The organism is Streptomyces tailanensis (assembly GCF_008386495.1).
GTDB lineage: Bacteria > Actinomycetota > Actinomycetes > Streptomycetales > Streptomycetaceae > Streptomyces > Streptomyces tailanensis.
Window position 1 is genome coordinate 41144 of record NZ_VTHJ01000050.1, and the last position, 19916, is coordinate 61059.

Sequence of the window (19916 nt, forward strand, 5' to 3'; positions counted from 1 at the left end):
TGCCTCCTTGTTGGCGCCGTTCAGCACGTCCGCCGACTCCGGAGTGGTGTCGTCCGTCTTCTCGGCCTTGTACGTCTTGCCCTCGCGCCAGTCGGCGCCCACCACGAGGGTGACGCCGCTGACGTCCGTGGACTTCTCCACCTGGCTCAGCGGGATGCCGAGGGCATCGGCGACGGCCTGGGCGTCGCCCTCCAGCTCGGCGCTCGGGTAGCGCACGACGGTCTTGTCCTCGGCGGTCGCGGTGCTCGCGTCGGACGAGGCCTTGGCGAAGCCCTCCTCGACGAGGAGCTGGGACACCGTGCTCGCGCGCCCGCTCACCATTCCGAGCGTGGACGTCATGGTGCCGTTCTGCACGAGAACACCGATCTCGTCCTTCTCCGCGGCCGGGTCGTCGGAGGTCTCCTCCTCGGCCGACGCCGACGCCGAGGCCGACGACTCCGACGTGTCCTTCTCGTCCTTGCCGTCGAGCGCGATGTCCTCCCGCACCAGCCGGAACAACTTCTCCGCGTCACCCTCCTTGGGCACCACACGCGCGCCCACATAGGTGTACGGCATCGTCGTCATCGTGATCCGGGCCGGCTCGACCTTGCGCAGCTCCGTGCTGAGGGCGTAGAGCTTCTCGACCTTGGCGAGGCCCTCGTCGACGGTGAGCGCCTGCGTGGCCTCCTCGGCGAGCCCCAGCAGCTTGTCCGGGTTGCTGATCGTGGCGTTCTCGCGCAGCTCGCGGACCATCGCGTTCATGTACATGTGCTGCGCCTTGGCGCGCGCGATGTCGCTGCCGTCCTCGAAGCCGTACCGGGTGCGCAGCCACTGCAGGGCCTGCTTGCCCTGGATGTACGTGGTGCCCTTCTCCAGCTTCAGCCCCGAGCCCTTGCCCGTGCTGGTGTGCGAGTAGATGTTGTCGGTCACACACACCGGCACACCGCCGATCGCGTCGGCCATCGACACCACACCCGCGAAGTCGACCATCATGAAGTGGTCGATGTGGATCCCGGTCAGCTCCTGCCAGGTGGCGACCGTGCAGCCGGGGCCGCCGCGGCCCAGCGACTCGTTCGTCATGACCCGGCCGTTCGACGCCTCGTACACCTCACCGGTGTCGGGGTCCGTGCACTTGGGGATCTCCAGCAGGGTGTCGCGGGGCATGCTGATCACCGACATGTTGGAGCGGTCGGCCGACAGGTGCAGCAGCATCTGGACGTCGGCGAGCGGGGTGGAGCCGAAGGTCTCCTTGGCGCCGCCGAGTTCCTGGTTCTCCTTGGTGTCCCGCGCGTCGGAGCCGATGAGCAGGATGTTCAGCGGGGTCTGACCGAACGCGTTGGGGGTCGGCTCGGCGATCTTCGTGTCGCCGAGGTTCAGCTTCTCCTTCTTGATGTTGCTGTTGAGGTGCTCGTAGTAGAGGTAGCCGGAACCCGCGGCGCCGAGTATGACGACCGACAGCACCATCGCCGACCAGCGCAGAACCCGCCGGCGGCGAGGCCTACCGGGGGTACCGGCGCGCTTGAGCTCACCGTCGTCGCCGTCTCCACCGTCCTTTTTCCCGCCGCCCCGCCCGCGCTGTTCCGGGACTCTGGCGCCCGCGCCCTCCTCGTCGTTCGAACCGCCTTCCCGGCCCGGACCCGTCTCGTCGGACTCGGACTTCTCGACGCGCGGCCGCCCCCCGTCCCCGCGCACGTCGCTCCGTACCATCTCCCTGCCCCTCCCCACCCTGCCGTGCCGACGGGACCGTCCCCGCCTCCTGTTGGACCTTCGAGACCCCGACCGGGATGTACTCATGTCCTGTTGAACTCGCCGCGTGTCCCGGTCGGATGACATCCGCCACGGGCGCGCACCGGACCGGGCGGGCGCTTCCTCGCGCCCGCCCGGTACCTCACTTCACCACTGCGTGCGTCTTGTCAGACGCGATACGACCCCGTCAGGTCAGCACCCAGCCGTCAACTGGCGCACTTTTCCTTGTCCGCGGTGCTCTTGTCGACGTCCAGGTTCGCCGCCGACGATCCGTTCAGCGGGACCCCGGCGCCCTTGAAGTCCTTGCCCAGGGTCAGCACCATCGCGGAAACCCCCTGGGAGGTCTCCTCGCTGTTGCCCTCGCCGGGCTTCAGCGCGGACGCGGACAGACCCATGAGGTCGGCCAGCTTGCGCGCCTGGTCGGCCTGGTCGGGGTCGTACGCGAGGGTCGTCTTCGACAACGTCTTGTCGGCGTTGCCGAGCTGGCTCGACTTGATCACGCCGACATCATTCTGCAGCCAGTTAAGGGTTTCCTGTGCGCTGCCCGCGGGTGCGCCGCCGTTGTAGACGTTGACCCGGACCTCGGAGGCCTCGGCGCGCGTGCCCTTGAGCTTCGCGGCCTCCTTCTGTTTGGCCTGCTTCTTCACCTCGGTGAGGGAGATGTCGTTCTTGACGGTCTCGAAGAGCTGCTTGGCCTTGCCCGGCGTGGGCAGCACGGTCGCGCCGTCGGTGTTGTCGACCACCGGCACCGTCGTGAACGAGATGTTCTTCGTCTTGACCTTGCCGACCTCCTGGCCGAGCGAGGCCAGCTTCTTGATGTCGGAGATCCGCGAGTCGACGGACAGCGCGCTGGTGGCCGCCTCCGCGAGGTTCAGCACCTTCGTCGGGTCGGTGAGCGTGTCCTCGGACTTCATCTGGCGGATCATCGAGCTGAGGAACTGCTGCTGCAGCTCGATCCGGCTCAGGTCGCTGCCGAGGCCCACGCTGTAGCGGGTGCGCAGGAACGCCAGTGCCTGCTCGCCCTGGATGGTGTGCTTGCCCTCGGAGAGGTTCAGCTTCGACTTCGAGTCCTTGATGGGCTTCGCCAGGCAGACCTCGACGCCGCCGATGGCCGTGGAGAGCGTCTTCACCGCGTTGAAGTCCGCCACCATGAAGTGGTCGAGCTTGATCCCGGTCAGCTCGGTGACGGTCCGCATCGTGCAGCTCGGCGTACGCCCGTCCTGGCCGAGGCTCGTGTTGAACCGGACGTCGTCCGTGCCCGCGATGGTCTTCTTGGAGCCGTCCTCCTGCTCGGTGGGGCAGTCCGGGATGTCCACGATCATGTCGCGCGGGATGCTCATCGCGGTCGCGTTGGAGCGGTCCTTGGAGACGTGCAGCAGGATCGTGGTGTCCGCGTGGCCGACGCTGTTCGCGTCGCCGTACTTCTCGTTGCCCTCACCGGTGCGCTTGTCCGTGCCGATCACCAGGAGGTTGATCGCGCGGTCCTTGCTGAAGCCGCCGGTGCTCGCCCCGTCGTCCGAGATCTTGTTGATGTTGTTGTTGAGGTGCTGGTAGTAGAGGTAGCCCGCCGCGCTCACCCCGACCAGCAGGAACGCCAGCGTGCCGCCCGTCCACACGAGTATCCGTTTGCCCGTGGACTTCTTGGGCTTCGTACGGCCCCGGCCGCCGCGCCGGCCCGGTAGCGGCTCCTCCTCCGCCGGGGCGCCCCGCCGGCGGCGCGGTCCGGGGACCACGTCGGGGACGTCCCGGGTGCCCGGCAGCGTCGCGGAGCGCGCGGGCCGGCCGGCCGCTCTCGCGCCCGCCGCCGCGGGTGTGGCACTGCGCGGCCTCGGCACCCCTGACTGCGGTGCGGAAGGGGTCAGTCGCAGTTCGTATTCACCGGTGCTCGGGTTGAGTACCCACTGGTCTGCGGGGTCGATGTCGTCCGCCCGCCCACGGCCTTGCGCGTCCACGGTTGTCTGTTCCTCCGTCGGGGCCACGCGGCGTCTTCCCCCTCAAAAGACGCTCGGGTCTCGCTGCAAGTGGTGCGTGACCGAAAGGCCTGACACACCGGATCGCTCACACTAGCCGCACGATCAGGCGCCAAGCGACGGCGGTGAGAAATTCCACGTCCCTACAACTGGGCAATCTGCCCATTTCCTAGTGCATTTGTTCCTTGTGTTGACGTGCGTTTTACCTGCGGAGACCCGCCTCGGTCACTCACAGGCCTCCTCGGCGGCCGTACTTCCGCGAAAAGTGGGCATCGGATCGGGAGTGACGGACGACATGAGAGAGGGCCCTCCCGAAAGCTCCTCTGCGGGCAGTTCCCGCGCCACCGCGACCGGGGCGTCGGAACGCAATCGGTCGAAAAGCATCTCCGCCGCCGGCTCCACGAGTTCATCCCGATTCGCGTCCTGTGCATACGACTTCCGGGGAACAGTAAGGAATTGCACCTTTTCCGTGGGGATCGTGCGCATTCCGCGTACGAGGTCGTAGAGCCCGCGCAGACTCGCCAGTCCCGGGTCCGTGGTGAGCGACGACGTGGCCGCGTCGAGCACCGGATACAGCTTCACCGGGTTCAGCAGTACGTCGTTGCCCCGCACCTTCGCGGCCAGCGCCGCCAGGAACCGCTGCTGCCGGTCCATCCGCTCGGTGTCGCTGCCGTCGCCCAGCGACTTCCGGGCCCGCACATACCCGAGCGCCTGCTCGCCGTCGAGCTTCACCTTGCCCGCCGGGAGCCACAGTTTGGCGGCCTTGTCGTGGATCGGCTCCGCCAGGCACACCTCCACGCCGTCCACGGCGTCGACCATCTCCTTGAACCCGCCGAAGTCCACGACCACGTGGTGATCGACGCGGATGTCGGTCAGCTTCTCGACCGTCCGGACGGTGCAGGCCGAACCCCCGCTCTGGAAGGCGCGGTTGAACATCGTGAACACCGGCTCGGTCCGGCTCCCGTCCGCCCGCCGGCAACTCGGCACCTCGACCATCAGATCCCGCGGCAACGACACCGCGGTCGCGCTCCGCCGATCGGCGGCCAGATGCAACAGGATGGTCGTGTCCGACCGTTCAGTACCGGAATCCCGCCCGTACTTGGCGTTCTCGTCGCCCGACCGCGAGTCCGACCCGATCAACAGGATGTTCTGGGCGTCCCGCACCAACGCCGTCGGCCGCTCCCGCTCGAACCGCGCCAGCTCGTCCGCCGCCGTCGTGTCCGACGTGATGTTCCCGTCCAGCTTCTCGTACGCGACCCACCCGACCCCCGCCGCCCCCACGACGAAGGTCACCACCCCCCACGCCGTCCACCCCACCCACCGCCGCCGGCGACGACGTATGGGCCCGTGCCCGGTGTGAGAACCTCCCACACCGGGCCCGAGCACACGCGTCCTGCCTCCGACGTCGTCCACTTCCGGCCACCCCTCACGGCGTACGAGCGAGTCGTGCTCTTACGACGATGGCGCGGGAGGGGTTCGGGGGGAGGGTGGGGCTAGGCCGAATGGGGGACAGGGGAGAGGGGGGCCGTGTCGCTTACGCTGCGGGCAACCGCGCCCCAAAGGGGCGCGGGGCTCTGTCGATATGCGGCTCCGCCGCGTGGGCGCGAGCAACCCCAACCAACCCGCAGCCGCCCTACGACATCACCCCCCCTACGGCGCTATCGCGCGACCACACTCACCCGCTCACTCTCGATCCGCTTGGCCAGCGCATCCTCCCCCAACAGGCCAAGGTTCCGACACAACACCACAGACCCCCCGGTCGCGAGCGGCCCGTACAACCCCGCGGCCACCCCCTCCCACGTGTCGTACCCCAGCCCCGACAACAACCGCGACCCCGGCCCCGTAAGCCCAAGTGCCCCAGCTTCATCCCGGGCCCGCTCGACAACCTCCGCCCCGCTGAACTCCCGCCCGGCCACGATCAAGGCGGCCTCCTCGGGATCGACAGGCGCGTACGGAACGAACCGGTCCCCTTGAGACGGCACCTCGACGGCGTAGTCGACGAACCCCGCCGGAGTCTGCGGGAACCGCCCCCCGAGCGGCCGCAACGCGAGGGCGACCCGTTCCCCGGAGCACTCCCGCGCCGCCTCCAGCGTGTCCGGTCCGCTCACCACGATGTCGGCGGCCCCGGGATGCCCGGCGACATCGGCGACGACGCCCACCGACGAGCACGCGAGCAGCCACACCGCCGTCTGCCAGTGCGCGGGCAGCAGCAGCGCGACCCGGTCGCCCGGCTCCGCGGACAGCTCGCCCTGAAGCAGATTCGCGGTCTTGGCCACCCAATTGGCGAAGGTGGCCACGGACAATTCGACACGTTCACCCGTGGCGTCGTCGTAGAAGGTCACCAGGGGGCGCGCGGGATCCGCGGCGAGCGCGGATCGCAGCAGGTCGGCGGGGGTGCGATCGGTGGCGTTCACACGCGTAAGCGTACGCGGGGACGGGGTGCGGGCGGGTCCCCGGGCGGGCCGGACGGGCCACCGGTTCGGCGGAGCGGAGCCGATGCTCCGTCAATTCCGCGATGGACAGATATGTATGACTATGCCCAAGATCAGGCGTATGCGTAGTTCTCGATTCCTCGCTTCCTCGATCGGCGTCACCTGCGCGGCGGCCCTCGCCCTCCCGGCGGCCCTGCCCGCCACGGCATCGGCGGCGCCCCAGGCACCCCCAGCGTCCTCGGCTTCCTCGGCGGACGCGACCACAGAAAGAGCGATCACACCCGCACGAGCACCCGCCCCCGCGCCCGGCAGCACCCAGTCGCTCCCCCTCGTCCCGTTCCGCGCCGAGCGCGGCTTCGACGGCTCGACCGCGGTCGAGCAAGGACTCGAACGGCGGGACGTACGCTCGTTCTCGCTGGTCGGTGTCGTCTGGGACGACCCGGACGCCGAATTGCAGGGCCGCGTCCAGGTCCGTACGCGGGCGAAGGGCACCGCCCGCTGGTCCGGCTGGCAGGACGTCGAGACCCACAACCACGAGCACGCCGCCGACCCGGACACCGTCGAACGAGCCTCGGGCCGGGTGCGCGGCTCGACGGCCCCGCTGTGGGTCGGCCCATCGGACGGCGTCGAGGTGCGTGTACGCGCCGAGACCCCGGGCCGTACGGCCGCCCCCGGCGTCCAGTTGCTCCCGGACGGCCTACGCCTGGAACTGATCGACCCCGGCTCCGACATCCCGGAGGCCGCCGTCACGCAGGGCGCCGTCACGCAGGGCGCCGTCACGCAGGGCGCCGCGGGACCGGGCGCCGACACCCCGCCCATCGGCGCGCCCGTGGACACCCCGAGGCTGGGCACGCTGACCGCCGAGGCGGCCGCCGCCTCCGCCGTCAACGCCGATCTCGCGCCGCTCGGCGCCACGGCGATCCCGGCGCTGTCGCGCGAGGAGACAGAGGCGGAGCTGATGGCCCTGGAGCCGGGCGTGAAGCCGTACATCGGTCCGCGTCCGCGTATCGTCACGCGCCGTGGCTGGGGCGCCGACGAGAAGCTGCGCGAGCGCGACTTCCTCTACATGAAGCGGGTCAAGGCGGCCTTCGTGCACCACACCGCCTCCGGCAACAACTACCGCTGTGCGCAGGCACCCACCGTCATCCGCAGTATCTACCGCTACCACGTGGTGAGCAGCGGCTGGCGGGACATCGGCTACAACTTCCTCATCGACAAGTGCGGAACCATCTACGAAGGCCGCGCGGGCGGCGTGGCCAAGGCCGTCATGGGTGCCCACACCCTCGGTTTCAACACCAACAGCATGGGGATCGCGGTTCTCGGCAGTTACGGCTCCGTCAAGCCGCCCAAGTCGTCGGTGACGGCGGTCGCTCAACTCACCGCCTGGAAACTCGGTCTTTACCGGGCGAACCCGAATGGCAAGACATACCTCACTTCCGGTGGTGGCAATCTCTACCGAAAAGGTAAGAAGGTACGACTGAACGTGATCTCCGGCCACCGGGACGGGTTCGCGACCGAGTGCCCGGGGGGGCGCCTTTACGGAAAGCTCGGCGCGGCACGCTCGGCGGCCGCCCGCTACCAAGGGCGGTAGCGCGGCGGCAGGTTGAAGGGGGAAAACGGGGCTTCGGCGCCCGGAGGAATCCGATGACCGGCCGGAGGTCATCTCACACGGAGAACGGAGACAGGCCGAGGGCACGCCCGCCGTGCCCTCGACGGACACCACCACTGACCTGCGAAGCGTCAGGTCAGTGGCCATCCGCACGGCTACGAAGGCGCCATGGAACGGTCTGCATACACTGGCCGGTCGAATGACAGTTCGGCCGGTCCCGGCAGGAAGCAGAGACGACAGGTGACAGAAGCGATCCTCCTGGTCGGCGGCAGAGGTACCCGACTGCGTCCGCTCACGGTGCACACTCCGAAGCCCATGGTCCCGGCGGCCGGAGTCCCCTTCCTCACACACCAGTTGGCCCGGGCGAAGGCGGCGGGAGTCGACCACATCGTCCTCGCCACCTCCTACCTCGCCGAGGTCTTCGAACCCCACTTCGGCGACGGCTCGTCCCTCGGCCTCCACCTCGAGTACGTCACCGAGGAGGAGCCCCTGGGCACGGGCGGCGCGATACGCAACGCCGCCTCGCACCTCCACTCCGCCCCCGAGGACCCCGTCCTCGTCTTCAACGGCGACATCCTGACCGGCCTCGACATCCGCCGCCTGGTCCACACCCACGAGACGACGGGCGCGGATGTGTCGTTGCACCTGACCCAGGTGACCGACCCACGCGCGTACGGCCTGGTACCCACCGACGAGACGGGCAGGGTCCTGGCCTTCCTGGAGAAGCCGCAAACCCCCGAGGAGATCGTCACCGACCAGATCAACGCGGGGGCGTACGTCTTCCGCCGCTCGGTCATCGACACGATCCCGGCGGGCCGCCCGGTCTCGGTCGAACGCGAGACGTTCCCGGACCTGCTGGCGGCAGGCGCCCACCTCCAAGGCATGGTCGACTCCACGTACTGGCTGGACCTCGGCACCCCCGCGGCCTTCGTACGAGGCTCAGCCGACCTCGTCCTGGGCCGGGCCCCGTCCCCCGCCGTCCCCGGCCGCTGCGGCGACCGCCTCGTCCTCCCCACCGCCCGCGTCGCAGGCGACGCCAAGCTCACCGGCGGCACGGTGGTCGGCGAGGGCGCCTTCGTCGGCGAAGGCGCACGCGTCACTGGCAGTACGGTCCTCGCGGGCGCTGTCGTGGAACCCGGCGCCGTCATCACCGACTCCCTCATCGGCGCCCGCGCCCGCATCGGCGAACGCTCCATCCTCACCGGCACCGTCGTCGGCGACGGCGCGATCATCGGCGCCGACAACGAACTCCGCACCGGCGTCCGAGTCTGGTGCGACGCCCAAATCCCCACGGGAGCGCTCCGCTTCTCGTCGGACCAGTAAGCGCGAGAGCTCGGATGGGTGGGGTTGTGCGGGTGCGGGTGCGGGTGCGGGTGCGGGTGAGTGGCGAGTGCGGGGCGGGGGCTGGTCGCGCCCACGCGGCGGAGCCGCAAATCGACACAGCCCCGCGCCCCTAAGAACAACGGCCCTGCGGGCCGTTGAAAAACTGGGGCGCAGCCCCGTTTTTCAGGGGCGCGGGGAACTGCGCGAACAACCCCCACTCACCCGCACCCGCCACACAACCCCACCTCCCGAGCTCGAAGGCGAAACGGGGTCGAAGGGGCAGCGCCCCTGGATGCGGGTCCCCCGCTCGAGCGGAGCCGAGAGTGGGGGAGGGACGGGTAGGGGCGGCGGGGGCGAGAACCCCACCCAATCCCTACAGGCGCCCAATATCCACGCGAGGCATCCGCGGAGCGCGCCGCGCCGGCCCCCGCCCCGACAACAAGATCAACCGAGCCGCCCGATGCCGCTGCCCCACATACGGCTCCAACAACGACAACATCACAGCGTCATCCGCATCCCGATCCCCGGCCAGCGCATACCCCACGATCCCCGGCAGATGCAGATCCCCCACAGTCACCGCATCCGCCGCCCCGTGACTCCGCTGCACAGTCTCCGCCGAGGTCCACGGCCCGATCCCCGCCACCAACTCCAACCGCGCCTGCGCATCGACCGGCGACATCCCCACCGCCTCCTCCAGCCGCCCCGCCACCCGAACCGCCCGCAGAATCGTCGACGCCCGCTTGTTGTCGACCCCGGCCCGATGCCACTCCCACGACGGAACCAACGCCCACTCCCGAGCCGCGGGCATCACGAACATCCCCGCAGGCGCGGGCCCCGGCGCCGGCTCCCCGTACTTCCGCACGAGCAACCGCCAAGCCCGATACGCCTCACCAGTGGTGACCTTCTGCTCCAACACGGACGGAATCAACGACTCCAACACCAGCCCGGTCCGCGTCAACCGCAACCCGGGCCGCCGCCGCTGGCTCATGGCGACAACCCGATGCCGAGGCACGAAGACCTCGGGCTCGTCCAACGCCCCGAGCAACGAGGGAAGACGATCAAGCAGCCACTCGGCCCCCGCCCCCCAGGCCTTCCCCTCGATCACCCCACCCCGCGCCGCAACCCGCAACGTCCCGGCCCCGACAGGCGTACGACAGGCCCGCCACACGGCCCCATCATCCGTCGCCCGAAACGTGGGATCCTCCGCCCCCCGCCGAAGCGGCCCAAGCACCAGCCCAAGATCGAGCGGCCCTCCCGGCACCCACTCCCGCCGCACCCCGGGCACGACGGCCTGCCGAGGCACAGTCGTACGAGTGGGTCGAGGAGCGAAACGTCCGGCCACGAGTGAGGTCCCTAGGAATAGCGATGCGGTGCCCTATGAGAGTAGGGCTGCACCGATGCTTTAGGGGCGCGGGGCTGTGTCGATGTGCGGCTCCGCCGCGTGGGCGCGAGCAACCCACTCACCCGCACCCGCGCACCAGCCTCGCACCCCCGAACAGTAGGCGTCACCGAACCTCGATAAACGCCCCCACCCCCCGCTCAGCCCGAGCCGCAGGCTCCCCCGCCGCATGCCCCACCGCAACCGCCCCCATCGGATCCCACCCCTCCGGCAGCCCAAGAACCCCCCGCACAACATCCCGGCAGAACATCGTCGACGACACCCACGCGGACCCCAGCCGCTCCCCGGCCAGCGCGACGAGCAGATTCTGCACCCCGGCCCCGGCGGCGACCACGAACATCTCCCGTTCCGCACCGTCCCGCCGCGCGTCCCCATATGTGTGCGCCCCGTCCATCACCAGACACGGCACCACGAGATACGGCGCGTTGCGCAGCACATCCCCCCGCCGTACCCGCTTCGCGATGGACTCCTCGCTCTTGCCGTCCCGCCGCAGATCCGCGATCCACGCGTCCCGCATGGCGTCGAGCAGCCGTACCCGCGACTCCTCGGACTCCAGCAGCACGAACCGCCACGGCGTGGTGTGATGCGGCGCCGGCGCGGTCACGGCGGCGGCGACGGCCCGCCGCACGGCGCCCGGGTCGACCGGCTCGTCGGTGAACGCCCGCACCGTACGCCGCTGGGTCACCGCCAGCCGTACCGCCTCGGAGGTGCCCAGCCGGAACATGTCGTCGCGCGCCCCTCGCACCAAGGCCTTCGTCCCGTCCCCACCGTCATCGGCCACGGCATGCCCGAGCCCCCGCACGACGGCGACCGGCAGCCCGGCGGCCTTTCCCTTCACCAGGTCACCCGCGGCGGCGAGCTCGTCGGCGGTCGCCACGACGGTCGCGCTGAGCGGATTGCCGTACGCGTCAGTCCCGCCCCGCAGGTCGTCGAGCACGCGCACGCCCGCCGCCCCGATGGCGACATCGGTCAGCCCGGCCCGCCAGGGCCGCCCGAAGGTGTCGGTGACGACGACCCCGACGTCGACCCCGAGCGCGTCCCTGATGCCGTCCCGGATCTCCCGCGCGGAGGCGTCAGGGTCCTCGGGCAGCAACAGCACGGTCCCGAAAGGGGTGTTGGAGGCGTCGACCCCGGCGGCGGCCATGATCAGCCCCTGCCGGTTCTCGACGATCCGCAGCGCCCCGCGCCGCGCCACGACCCGTACGGTCTCGGCGTCGATGGCGGCCTCCCGGTCGACGGCCTCGACCTTTCGCCCCTCGGCCTTGGACACGATCTTCGAGGTGACGAGCAGCACGTCCCCGTCGGCCAGCCCCGGCTCGGCCGCGGCGATCAGCTTCGCGAGGTCATCGCCCTCTTGCACCTCGGGAATCCCGACCGGCGCCCAGACCCGGTAGCCGGGCCCCGCGAACCCGTCCCCCACACTCTCCCCGCTCACGCTCCCCGCACCTCCTCCGCCAGCGCCAGCGCCTCCTGGGCCATGGCCGCCGTGGCGTCCAGGTCCGTCATCATCAGGGGTACGGCCCGGCACCGTATCCCCGCGTTCTCGACGCGCTCCACGGTGCCCGCGTCCACGGTGTCGACGAGCCAGCCGTCGAGCAGCCCGGAGCCGTAGTGCTCGGCGACCGCCGCGGCGGTGGACTCGACGCCGACGGCGGCGAGGACCTTGTCGGCCATGCCCCGCACGGGCGCGTCCCCGACGATGGGGGAGAGGCCGACGACGGGCACCCCGGCCTCGGCGATCGCCTCCCGGATGCCGGGCACGGCGAGGATGGTGCCGACGGAGACGACGGGGTTGGACGGCGGGAAGAGGATCACGTCCGCCTCGGCGATGGCCTCCAGGACCCCGGGCGCGGGCTTCGCCTGCTCGGCGCCGACCGGCACGATCGCGTCGGCCGGCACGGAGGCCCGCAGCCGCACCCAGTACTCCTGGAAGTGGATCGCCTTGCGCTCCCCGTCCACCTCGACGGCGACATGGGTCTCGACGCGGTCGTCGGTCATCGGGATGAGCCGGACGCCGGGCTTCCACCGGTCGCACAGCGCCTCGGTGACCGCGCTCAGCGGATACCCGGCGCCGATCATCTGCGTCCGCACGATGTGCGTGGCGAAGTCCCGGTCGCCGAGCCCGAACCACTCGGGCCCGACGCCGTACGCCGCGAGCTCCTCCTTGAGATGGAAGGTCTCGTCGGCCCGGCCCCAGCCCTGCTCCTCGTTGATGCCGCCGCCGAGCGTGTACATCACCGTGTCGAGGTCCGGGCAGACCTTCAGGCCGAAGAGGTGGATGTCGTCCCCGGTGTTGCCGATGACCGTGATGTCCGCCTCCGGCGCGGCCTTCTTCAGACCGCGCAGAAACCGGGCACCGCCGATGCCACCTGCCAGAACCACAATGCGCATGGGAGCAAGTCTGGCAGGCGGGTACGACAACGGTCCGCCCGGCCGTGACTACGGCCGGTTCTCACCCGGTCGCGGCGGCGGTCTCCCTCGTGCAGGCTTTCGTGTGCATCGGCATGTCCGTCAGGCCGGGGTAGTAGATGTGCAGGCTTATGGCCGGTTCCAGCGTGTCGTTGACGACCTCGTGCACGTGACCCGGCGCGAAGACCCGCTGCGAACCGGCGCCCCACGCGCGCGCGCCCCGCTCCGTGTGTTCCGTCAGGGTGCCCTCCAGGACCGTCATCACCCCGGACGAGCCCCCGTGGTCGTGCGGCCCGGTGCCCTGACCCGGCACCCAGGACAGCAGCCACACCTCGTACCCGGGGCCGGTCCGCAGCCGGTGGTACCAGCGTGTCGTCGCGTCGTACTCGACGAGGTGCTCCCACTGGGAGCGGTCCTCGGCGATGGAGCGGGCCAGCCCGGCGAACTCGGCCACGGTGACCGGGTGTTGGCGCGGTGCCTGGAGGAGGTGCGGTACTTCGAGGATGTCGCCGGCGATCTGCAGGTCGCTGTCGCTGTTCATGGGTGAGGTGTTCCTCGGCGAAGAGTGCGTGGGCGATGGCTGGGTGTCGCATGGGAACAGCAGCCCGAGCCGAGAGAGGCTCAGTGGCAGCCGGAGCGCGTGGGGCTCAACAGCTGTGACAGCAACAGCTACAGCGAGCGCGGGCAGCACCGAGGGACCCGGCGGTGCGGGTCGAGGTGAGTGCCGAATTCGCGAGCATGCCCACAAGGACAGCGGTTCACTCCTCCGCTGTCAACTTCACGTCCGGTATGTGGATGCCGCTTCACCTCTTCCGGTGCATCCGCGCGGCGAAAGGTTTGTGCAGGGGGAGCCGAGGAGACATGGCGCACAACCGGGCACGCCCGGAGCGAGTCGGCCGAGAACAGGTCGGAACGAGATCGAACTCCTGGGCGTCTTCTTCCGTAAGGGAGGGAGACCCCGCCGCGGAACTTCGGAACTCCCCTCCGCCGTACAGCTGCTGTCAGGTTTATGCCGATTTGAACACTTTCCGCATAGCCTTGGTTCCGCAGAGTGAATAAGGGGCTCAATAGCAGATCTCGGCTTGACTCGCCCGTAGCAGCACACTTGTAATTTCACTCGTGTCGTTCAGCCGAAATCGGTAACGGCCGCACGACGGGGACGCGAAAGACGGACGAGGGGCGCACATGACCGAGCTCGTGCAGCAACTGCTGGTCGACGACGCGGACGAGGAACTCGGCTGGCAGGAGCGCGCGCTGTGCGCCCAGACCGATCCCGAGTCCTTCTTCCCCGAGAAGGGCGGCTCGACCCGCGAGGCCAAGAAGGTCTGCCTCGCCTGCGAGGTCCGCTCCGAGTGCCTCGAATACGCCCTCGCCAACGACGAGCGGTTCGGCATCTGGGGCGGCCTGTCCGAGCGCGAGCGCCGCCGCCTCAAGAAGGCGGCCGTCTGACCCCGTCCCGGAACAGTCGAACAGAAACAACTGAACGGGAACAACCGAACATGTACGGCCCGTCGCAGGTGGGTTATCCACAGGCGGCGGGCCGCTGTTCTGCTCAGCCGTTAGTGTGGGCCCTCGTCCGAGACGTCCCGCTGTCCCCGCCGGACACAGACGTCCACCGCAGTCCATCGAACCGGGGCCCGTACCTCGATGTCCGTGCACAGCCACACCGCAGCTCACCACGACGCTGCCACTCCTGAGTTCCCACGTCATGTGGTGACCGCGGTCCTCGTCGCGCACGACGGCGCCCGCTGGCTGCCCGACGCGCTCGCCGGGCTGCTCGGCCAGGAGCGCCCCGTCCAGAGCGCCATGGCGGCCGACACCGGCAGCGCGGACGACTCCGCCCGGCTCCTCGCCGACGCCCTCGGCCCCGACCGTGTCCTGCACCTCGCCCGGCGCACCGGTTTCGGCCAGGCCGTGGAAGAGGCCAACCGTAGCGCGGGCGTGCTCACCCAGGACGACCTGGCGTACCTCAGACGCCCCAGCGGCTGGGACCCCGTCACCCGCAGCTGGCGCGACGACGCGTACGACATGCCGGAACTCCCGCACGGCGAACCGGTCCAGTGGCTGTGGCTGCTCCACGACGACTGCGCCCCCGAGCCCGACGCCCTCGCCCAGCTGCTGCGGGTCGTGGAGAACGAGCGCGAGCTCGGCCGCGACGACGTGGCCGTCGTCGGCCCCAAGCTGCGCGGCTGGTACGACCGCCGCCAGCTGCTGGAGGTCGGCGTCACCATCGCCAACTCCGGCCGCCGCTGGACCGGTCTGGACCGCCGCGAACAGGACCAGGGCCAGCACGACCACGTCAAGCCCAGCCTCGCCGTCTCCACCGCCGGCATGCTGATCCGCCGCGACGTCTTCGAGGAGCTCGGCGGCTTCGACCGCCGACTGCCGCTGATGCGTGACGACGTCGACCTGTGCTGGCGCGCCACCGCCGCCGGGCACCGCGTCCTCGTCGCCCCCGAAGCGGTCGTACGGCACGCCGAGGCGTCCTCCCGCGAGCGCCGCACCGTCGACTGCGTGGGCCGCAACGCGGCCTCCCCGCACATGGTCGACAAGGCGGGCGCCGTCTACACCCTCCTGGTCAACTCCCGTACGGCACAGCTGCCCTGGGTGCTGCTGCGCGTCGTCCTCGGCACGCTCCTGAGGACCGTCGCCTATCTCGTCGGCAAGGTCCCCGGACAGGCCGTCGACGAGATCCGCGGTCTGCTGAGCGTGCTGCTGCGGCCCGAGCGGATCATCGCCGGGCGGCGCAGAAGAGGCGCCCCGCAGCTCGACAAGGGTGAGCTGAGAGCGCTGTTCCCGCCGCCCGGCGCGACGATCCGGGCCACCGTCGAACAGACGGCGGGCAACCTCTTCGGCACCTCCGACACCGAGACCGGCGCGGCCGGACGGCACGGCGGCGCCGTCGAGTCCGGGCCCGGCGACGACGACGCCGACTTCCTCCAGGTCGAGCAGTTCGCCCGGCTCAAGCGCATCGCCCGCAAGCCCGGCCCGGTGCTCTTCGCCCTCCTGCTCCTCGCCTCGCTCGTCGCCTGCCGCGAACTCCTCGGCGGCGGCGCGCTCGCGGGCGGCGCCCTGCTGCCCGCCCCCGCCGACTCCGCCGAGCTGTGGTCGCGCTACCTGGACGCCTGGCACCCGGTCGGCGCGGGCGGCGCCGAGGCCGCTCCGCCGTACCTGGCGATCGTCGCCACGCTCGCCTCGCTGCTGCTCGGCTCCACCGGACTCGCGGTCACCGTGCTCCTCGTGGCCTCCGTTCCCCTGGCCGGATTCACCGCGTACTTCGTCTCCCGGCCCCTGGTCCCGTCCCGGCTGCTGCGCGCGTGGGCGGCCGTCGTCTACGCCTTCCTGCCCGCCGTCACCGGCGCACTCGCGGGCGGTCGCATCGGAACCGCCGTCCTCGCGATCCTGCTGCCCCTGATCGCCCGCGCGGGCGCCGCCGCGGGAGGGCTCACGAACAGCACGGGGGCGCGCGGCAGCTGGCGCGCCACCTGGGCGTACGCGCTGCTGCTGACGATCACCACCGCATTCACCCCGATCGTGTGGCCCATCGCGCTGATCCTCGGCCTCGCCCTTCTCGCCGTGCGCCGCCGCGAGATCACCGCCTACGGACCGCGCTTCCTCGCCCAGTTGGGCACCCCGCTGCTGCTCCTCGCCCCCTGGTCGCTGACGCTGCTGCCGTTCGGCTTCTTCCAGGAAGCCGGCATGGAGTACGGCGCGAGCACGGCCTCCGCGACCGACCTGCTCGGCATCAGCCCCGGAGGACCCGGCACGGTCGGCGGCCTGACGCTCATTGGCGTCGTCCTCGCCGCACTCGCCGCCCTGCTGCGCTCGGAACGCCAGTTGGGAATCCGGACCGCCTGGACGGCCGCCCTGGTGGCCCTCGTCTTCGCGGTCCTCTCCAACGGCTCAACCTGGGCCGGCCCCGCGACCCTCGTCTACGGCATCGCCCTCCTCGCCGCCGCCACCCTGGGCGCCGACGGCGCACGCTTCCGCGTGGCCGAACAGAGCTTCGGCTGGCGCCAGCCGGTGGCCGCGCTCATCGCGCTCGCCACCGCCGTCGGCCCGCTGCTCGCCGCCGCCGGCTGGATGATCGGCGGCGCCGACGGACCCCTGGAGCGCCGCGACCCCGTCCAGGTGCCCGCGTTCGTCGCCGAGGAGAGCGGCACCCGCGACCAGGCCCGCACCCTGGTCCTCGACAGCCCCTCCACCGCTGAGGTCCACTACACCCTGGTCCGCGGCTCCGGCGTCCGCCTCGGCGACGCCGAACTGACCGCGGCCGTCGGCGAGAACGACAAGCTCGACAAGGTCGTCGCCAACCTCGTCGCGGGCTCCGGCGCCGACCAGGCCGACGAACTCGGCGGCTTCGCCGTCCGCTACGTCCTCGTCCGCCAGGGCGCGCCCCGCGAGGTCAGCCGCGTTCTGGACGCCACGCCAGGCCTGAGCCGACTCAGCCAGCAGGACGGCAGCGCCCTGTGGCGCGTGAACCGCCAGGTCGCCCGCGTCACCATCGAGGCCTCCTCCGGCGCCCCGCAGGCCGTCGCCGCGGGCCCCGTCGACGTGCACACCACCATCAAGGCGGGCACGTCGGGCCGCGTCCTGCGCCTTGCCGACACCGCCGACGAGTCCTGGACCGCCACCCTGGACGGCAAGCCGCTCACTCCCACCACGGTCGACGGCTGGGCCCAGGGCTTCCAACTGCCCGTAGACAGCGGAAAGTTGGACGTCACCTACGACGCCCCGCTGGGTCACACCGGCTGGCTGTGGGCGCAGGGCTCGCTCGCCGTCGTCCTTGTCGTCCTCGCCCTGCCCGGCCGTCGCCGGGACGTCGATGACGACCTCCCCGACGAGCAGCCCGTCGCCGTGCCCGTCCAGGACATCACCGGCGACGGCCGCCGCGCCCGCCGCCTGCGCGCCCAGGCGGAGGCCGAGGCCGAACAGTCCGCCGATGCCACCACACCTCCTCCTCCGGAGGAGGCTTTCGCTCCCACCGCTGTCCCGCAGCAGGCGTACGGCGACTGGCAGACCGCGAACCACGTGGGCGCGGACGCCGGTTACGGCCAGTACGACGAGCAGTACCAGGGCACCCAGCAGTACCCGCCGGGCACGTACGACCAGCAGTACTACCAGGCCGACCCCCACCAGGGCGCCCAGTACGACCCGTACGCCTCCTATGGAGGCGACAACGCCTCGTACGACCAGACGTACACCCAGGGCTACGACGCGACGTACGACCCGTCGCACGGCACCGGCGCCGACAGTGAGCGCCCCGACGGGAGCCAGCAGTGAACCGCACGACCCTGTCCCTCATCGCCGGCACGACCGCCCTCGCCGCCGTCACCGGCTTCGCCGCGCTCACCGCGCCCGACGCCTCAAGTGGCGACACCCCCGCCGAGGCGGCCGCCCAACTGCCCGTGGCACGCACGAGCCTGCTCTGCCCTCAGCCGAGCGACTCGGACGTCGCGGAGACCGCGTACACGTCCTTCACCCCCGTCACCAAGGGCACCGAAAGCGACGGAAGCGCCGAACTGACGGCGGCGAGCGCGGAGTCGACCGAATCACCGGAATCCCCGAAGCCCTCGGAGTCCGCGGATTCCTCGGACACGGATGAGGACAAGAACGACGACGAGGCGGCCGAGAAGACCGACAAGCCGGTGCTCGAAGTCAAGGAAGCCGGCAAGCCCGCCACCGGCAGCGTCGACGGCGGCGACGCGCCCGCGCTGCTCGGCACGGCCCAGGGGAAGTTCGCCCCGGGCTGGACCGTCCAACAGACCACCGAGGTCACCGCCGGCACCGGCCGCGGGCTGCTCGGCGTCAACTGCACGGCCCCGGACACGGAGTTCTGGTTCCCGGGCGTCAGTACGGCTGCCGACCGCACGGACTACGTTCACCTCACCAACCCGGACGACTCGGCGGCCGTCGTCGACATCGAGCTCTACGGCAAGGACGGCGCCCTGGAGTCCACGGTGGGCGAGGGCATCACGGTGCAGCCCCGCTCCAGCGAACCGGTTCTGCTGTCGACGCTCGCCACGGAGAAGGCGGCCGACCTCACGGTTCACGTCAGCGTCCGCAGCGGCCGCGTCGCCGCCGCGGTCCAGGCCCTCGACAAGAAACTGGGCGGCGACTGGCTCGCCGCCGCCACCGACCCGGCGGGCAGCCTGGTCCTCCCCGGCATCCCGAAGGACGCCACCTCCGTACACCTCGTCGCCTTCACCCCCGGCGAAACCGACGCCGACCTGAAGCTGCGGCTCGCCGCCCCCTCGGGCCCGATCACCCCCGCGGGCAACGAGACCCTGCACGTCAAGGCGGGCATGACCGCCATCGCCGACCTCGGCGACCTCACCCGCGGCGAAGCAGGCTCCCTCCTCCTGACCCCCACAGACGAGTCGACCCCGGTCGTGGCCGCCCTCCGCGTCGTCCGCGGCAAGGGCGACAACCAGGAAACGGCCTTTATCCCGGCGACCCGCCCCGTAGGCACCCGCGCGACAGCCGCCGACAACCGCGCCAAGGGCACCACCCTGTCCCTCACAGCACCCACGAGCACGGCAAAAGTCAAGGTCACGGCCTCGGCGGGCAGCACAGCGGGCGAGCCCACGACCAAAACGTTCACGATCAAGGCAGGCACGACCCAGAACGTGGAAATGCCGGCCCCCACCGCCCTGAAGGGCACCTACGCCCTCACGATCGAGCCCATCTCAGGCGGCCCGGTATACGCCTCCCGAACCCTGGAAGCCAAACAAGGCACCCTCCCCGCCTTCACCACCCAAACCCTCCCGGACGACAGAGGCACAGTGGCGGTACCGGAAGCAGACCAGAACTTGTCGGTGCTGCAGAACTAGCGCCCCGTAAGGGGCGCGGGGCTGTGACATATGCGGCTCCGCCGCGTGGGCGCGACAAGCCACGAACAACTCGCACCCGCCAACGAAACCGGACCCCCCGAGCTCGAAGGCGGAAGCGGGGTCGAAGGGGCGGCAGCCCTTGGATGGGGGTCCCCCCGCTCGAGCGGAGCCGAGAGTGGGGGAGGGACGGGTAGGGGCGGCGGGGGCGAAACCCTC

13 protein-coding genes are annotated in these 19916 nt (G+C 70.8%); 5 read left to right on the top strand and 8 right to left on the bottom strand.

Annotated elements, in window-relative coordinates; translation table 11 throughout:
• From F3T56_RS32725 to F3T56_RS32740, 4 genes are all read right to left on the bottom strand, one after another.
• Positions 1-1686 (bottom strand): LCP family protein (locus F3T56_RS32725; protein ID WP_149828994.1); only part of this gene is annotated, 1686 nt, incomplete at its 3' end.
• Between the two features lie 245 nt (positions 1687-1931).
• Positions 1932-3677 carry an LCP family protein gene (locus tag F3T56_RS32730; RefSeq protein ID WP_149828995.1) on the bottom strand — a complete coding sequence of 582 codons (1746 nt, stop codon included), beginning with the start codon at positions 3675-3677 and terminating at the stop codon, positions 1932-1934.
• 243 nt (positions 3678-3920) lie between these two features.
• Positions 3921-5108: an LCP family protein gene (locus tag F3T56_RS32735; RefSeq protein ID WP_149828969.1), complete on the bottom strand. Its 1188-nt coding sequence runs from the start codon at positions 5106-5108 to the stop codon at positions 3921-3923.
• A 245-nt stretch (positions 5109-5353) separates the two neighbouring features.
• Positions 5354-6109, bottom strand: coding sequence for a TIGR03089 family protein (locus F3T56_RS32740; protein ID WP_149828970.1), 756 nt, complete (start codon positions 6107-6109; stop codon positions 5354-5356).
• Positions 6110-6230: 121 nt separating this feature from the next.
• Here F3T56_RS32740 and F3T56_RS32745 point away from each other — a divergent pair, with 121 nt between their 5' ends.
• Both F3T56_RS32745 and manB read left to right on the top strand, forming a co-directional pair.
• Complete coding sequence (locus F3T56_RS32745) at positions 6231-7718, top strand: peptidoglycan recognition protein family protein (RefSeq protein ID WP_149828996.1); 1488 nt, start codon at positions 6231-6233, stop codon at positions 7716-7718.
• A gap of 258 nt (positions 7719-7976) precedes the next feature.
• Entirely contained in the window at positions 7977-9059 is a 1083-nt protein-coding gene (gene manB / locus F3T56_RS32750) for a mannose-1-phosphate guanylyltransferase (protein ID WP_149828971.1), read from the top strand.
• A gap of 373 nt (positions 9060-9432) precedes the next feature.
• Here the strand turns inward: manB and F3T56_RS32755 are convergent, their stop codons facing one another.
• The 4 genes from F3T56_RS32755 to F3T56_RS32770 form a co-directional block, all read right to left on the bottom strand.
• Complete coding sequence (locus tag F3T56_RS32755) at positions 9433-10401, bottom strand: DNA-3-methyladenine glycosylase family protein (RefSeq protein ID WP_149828972.1); 969 nt, start codon at positions 10399-10401, stop codon at positions 9433-9435.
• A gap of 163 nt (positions 10402-10564) precedes the next feature.
• Positions 10565-11893, bottom strand: a complete 1329-nt coding sequence (locus tag F3T56_RS32760) for a coenzyme F420-0:L-glutamate ligase (protein ID WP_149828973.1) — start codon at positions 11891-11893, stop codon at positions 10565-10567.
• Entirely contained in the window at positions 11890-12849 is a 960-nt protein-coding gene (gene cofD / locus F3T56_RS32765; protein ID WP_149828974.1) for a 2-phospho-L-lactate transferase, read from the bottom strand. Before cofD ends, F3T56_RS32760 begins: the two co-directional genes overlap by 4 nt.
• Positions 12850-12910: 61 nt before the next feature.
• Positions 12911-13408, bottom strand: coding sequence for a cysteine dioxygenase (locus tag F3T56_RS32770; RefSeq protein ID WP_149828975.1), 498 nt, complete (start codon positions 13406-13408; stop codon positions 12911-12913).
• A 644-nt stretch (positions 13409-14052) separates the two neighbouring features.
• On the opposite strand from F3T56_RS32770, the gene F3T56_RS32780 reads away from it, so the two are divergent.
• The 3 genes from F3T56_RS32780 (at position 14053) to F3T56_RS32790 (ending at position 19700) form a co-directional block, all read left to right on the top strand.
• Positions 14053-14316: a WhiB family transcriptional regulator gene (locus F3T56_RS32780; RefSeq protein WP_003975777.1), complete on the top strand. Its 264-nt coding sequence runs from the start codon at positions 14053-14055 to the stop codon at positions 14314-14316.
• A gap of 198 nt (positions 14317-14514) precedes the next feature.
• Positions 14515-18150: a glycosyltransferase family 2 protein gene (locus F3T56_RS32785; protein WP_149828976.1), complete on the top strand. Its 3636-nt coding sequence runs from the start codon at positions 14515-14517 to the stop codon at positions 18148-18150.
• Positions 18147-19700 carry a DUF5719 family protein gene (locus tag F3T56_RS32790; RefSeq protein ID WP_149828977.1) on the top strand — a complete coding sequence of 518 codons (1554 nt, stop codon included), beginning with the start codon at positions 18147-18149 and terminating at the stop codon, positions 19698-19700. Before F3T56_RS32785 ends, F3T56_RS32790 begins: the two co-directional genes overlap by 4 nt.
• Positions 19701-19916: the final 216 nt, after the last annotated feature.

Bases quoted from the DNA above. Each gene is read 5' to 3' on its own strand.
- F3T56_RS32745 (WP_149828996.1), top strand. From the start codon at position 6,231: ATGCCCAAGATCAGGCGTATGCGTAGTTCTCGATTCCTCGCTTCCTCG.
- cofD (WP_149828974.1), bottom strand. From the start codon at position 12,849: ATGCGCATTGTGGTTCTGGCAGGTGGCATCGGCGGTGCCCGGTTTCTG.
- F3T56_RS32770 (WP_149828975.1), bottom strand. From the start codon at position 13,408: ATGAACAGCGACAGCGACCTGCAGATCGCCGGCGACATCCTCGAAGTA.
- F3T56_RS32780 (WP_003975777.1), top strand. From the start codon at position 14,053: ATGACCGAGCTCGTGCAGCAACTGCTGGTCGACGACGCGGACGAGGAA.
- F3T56_RS32785 (WP_149828976.1), top strand. From the start codon at position 14,515: ATGTCCGTGCACAGCCACACCGCAGCTCACCACGACGCTGCCACTCCT.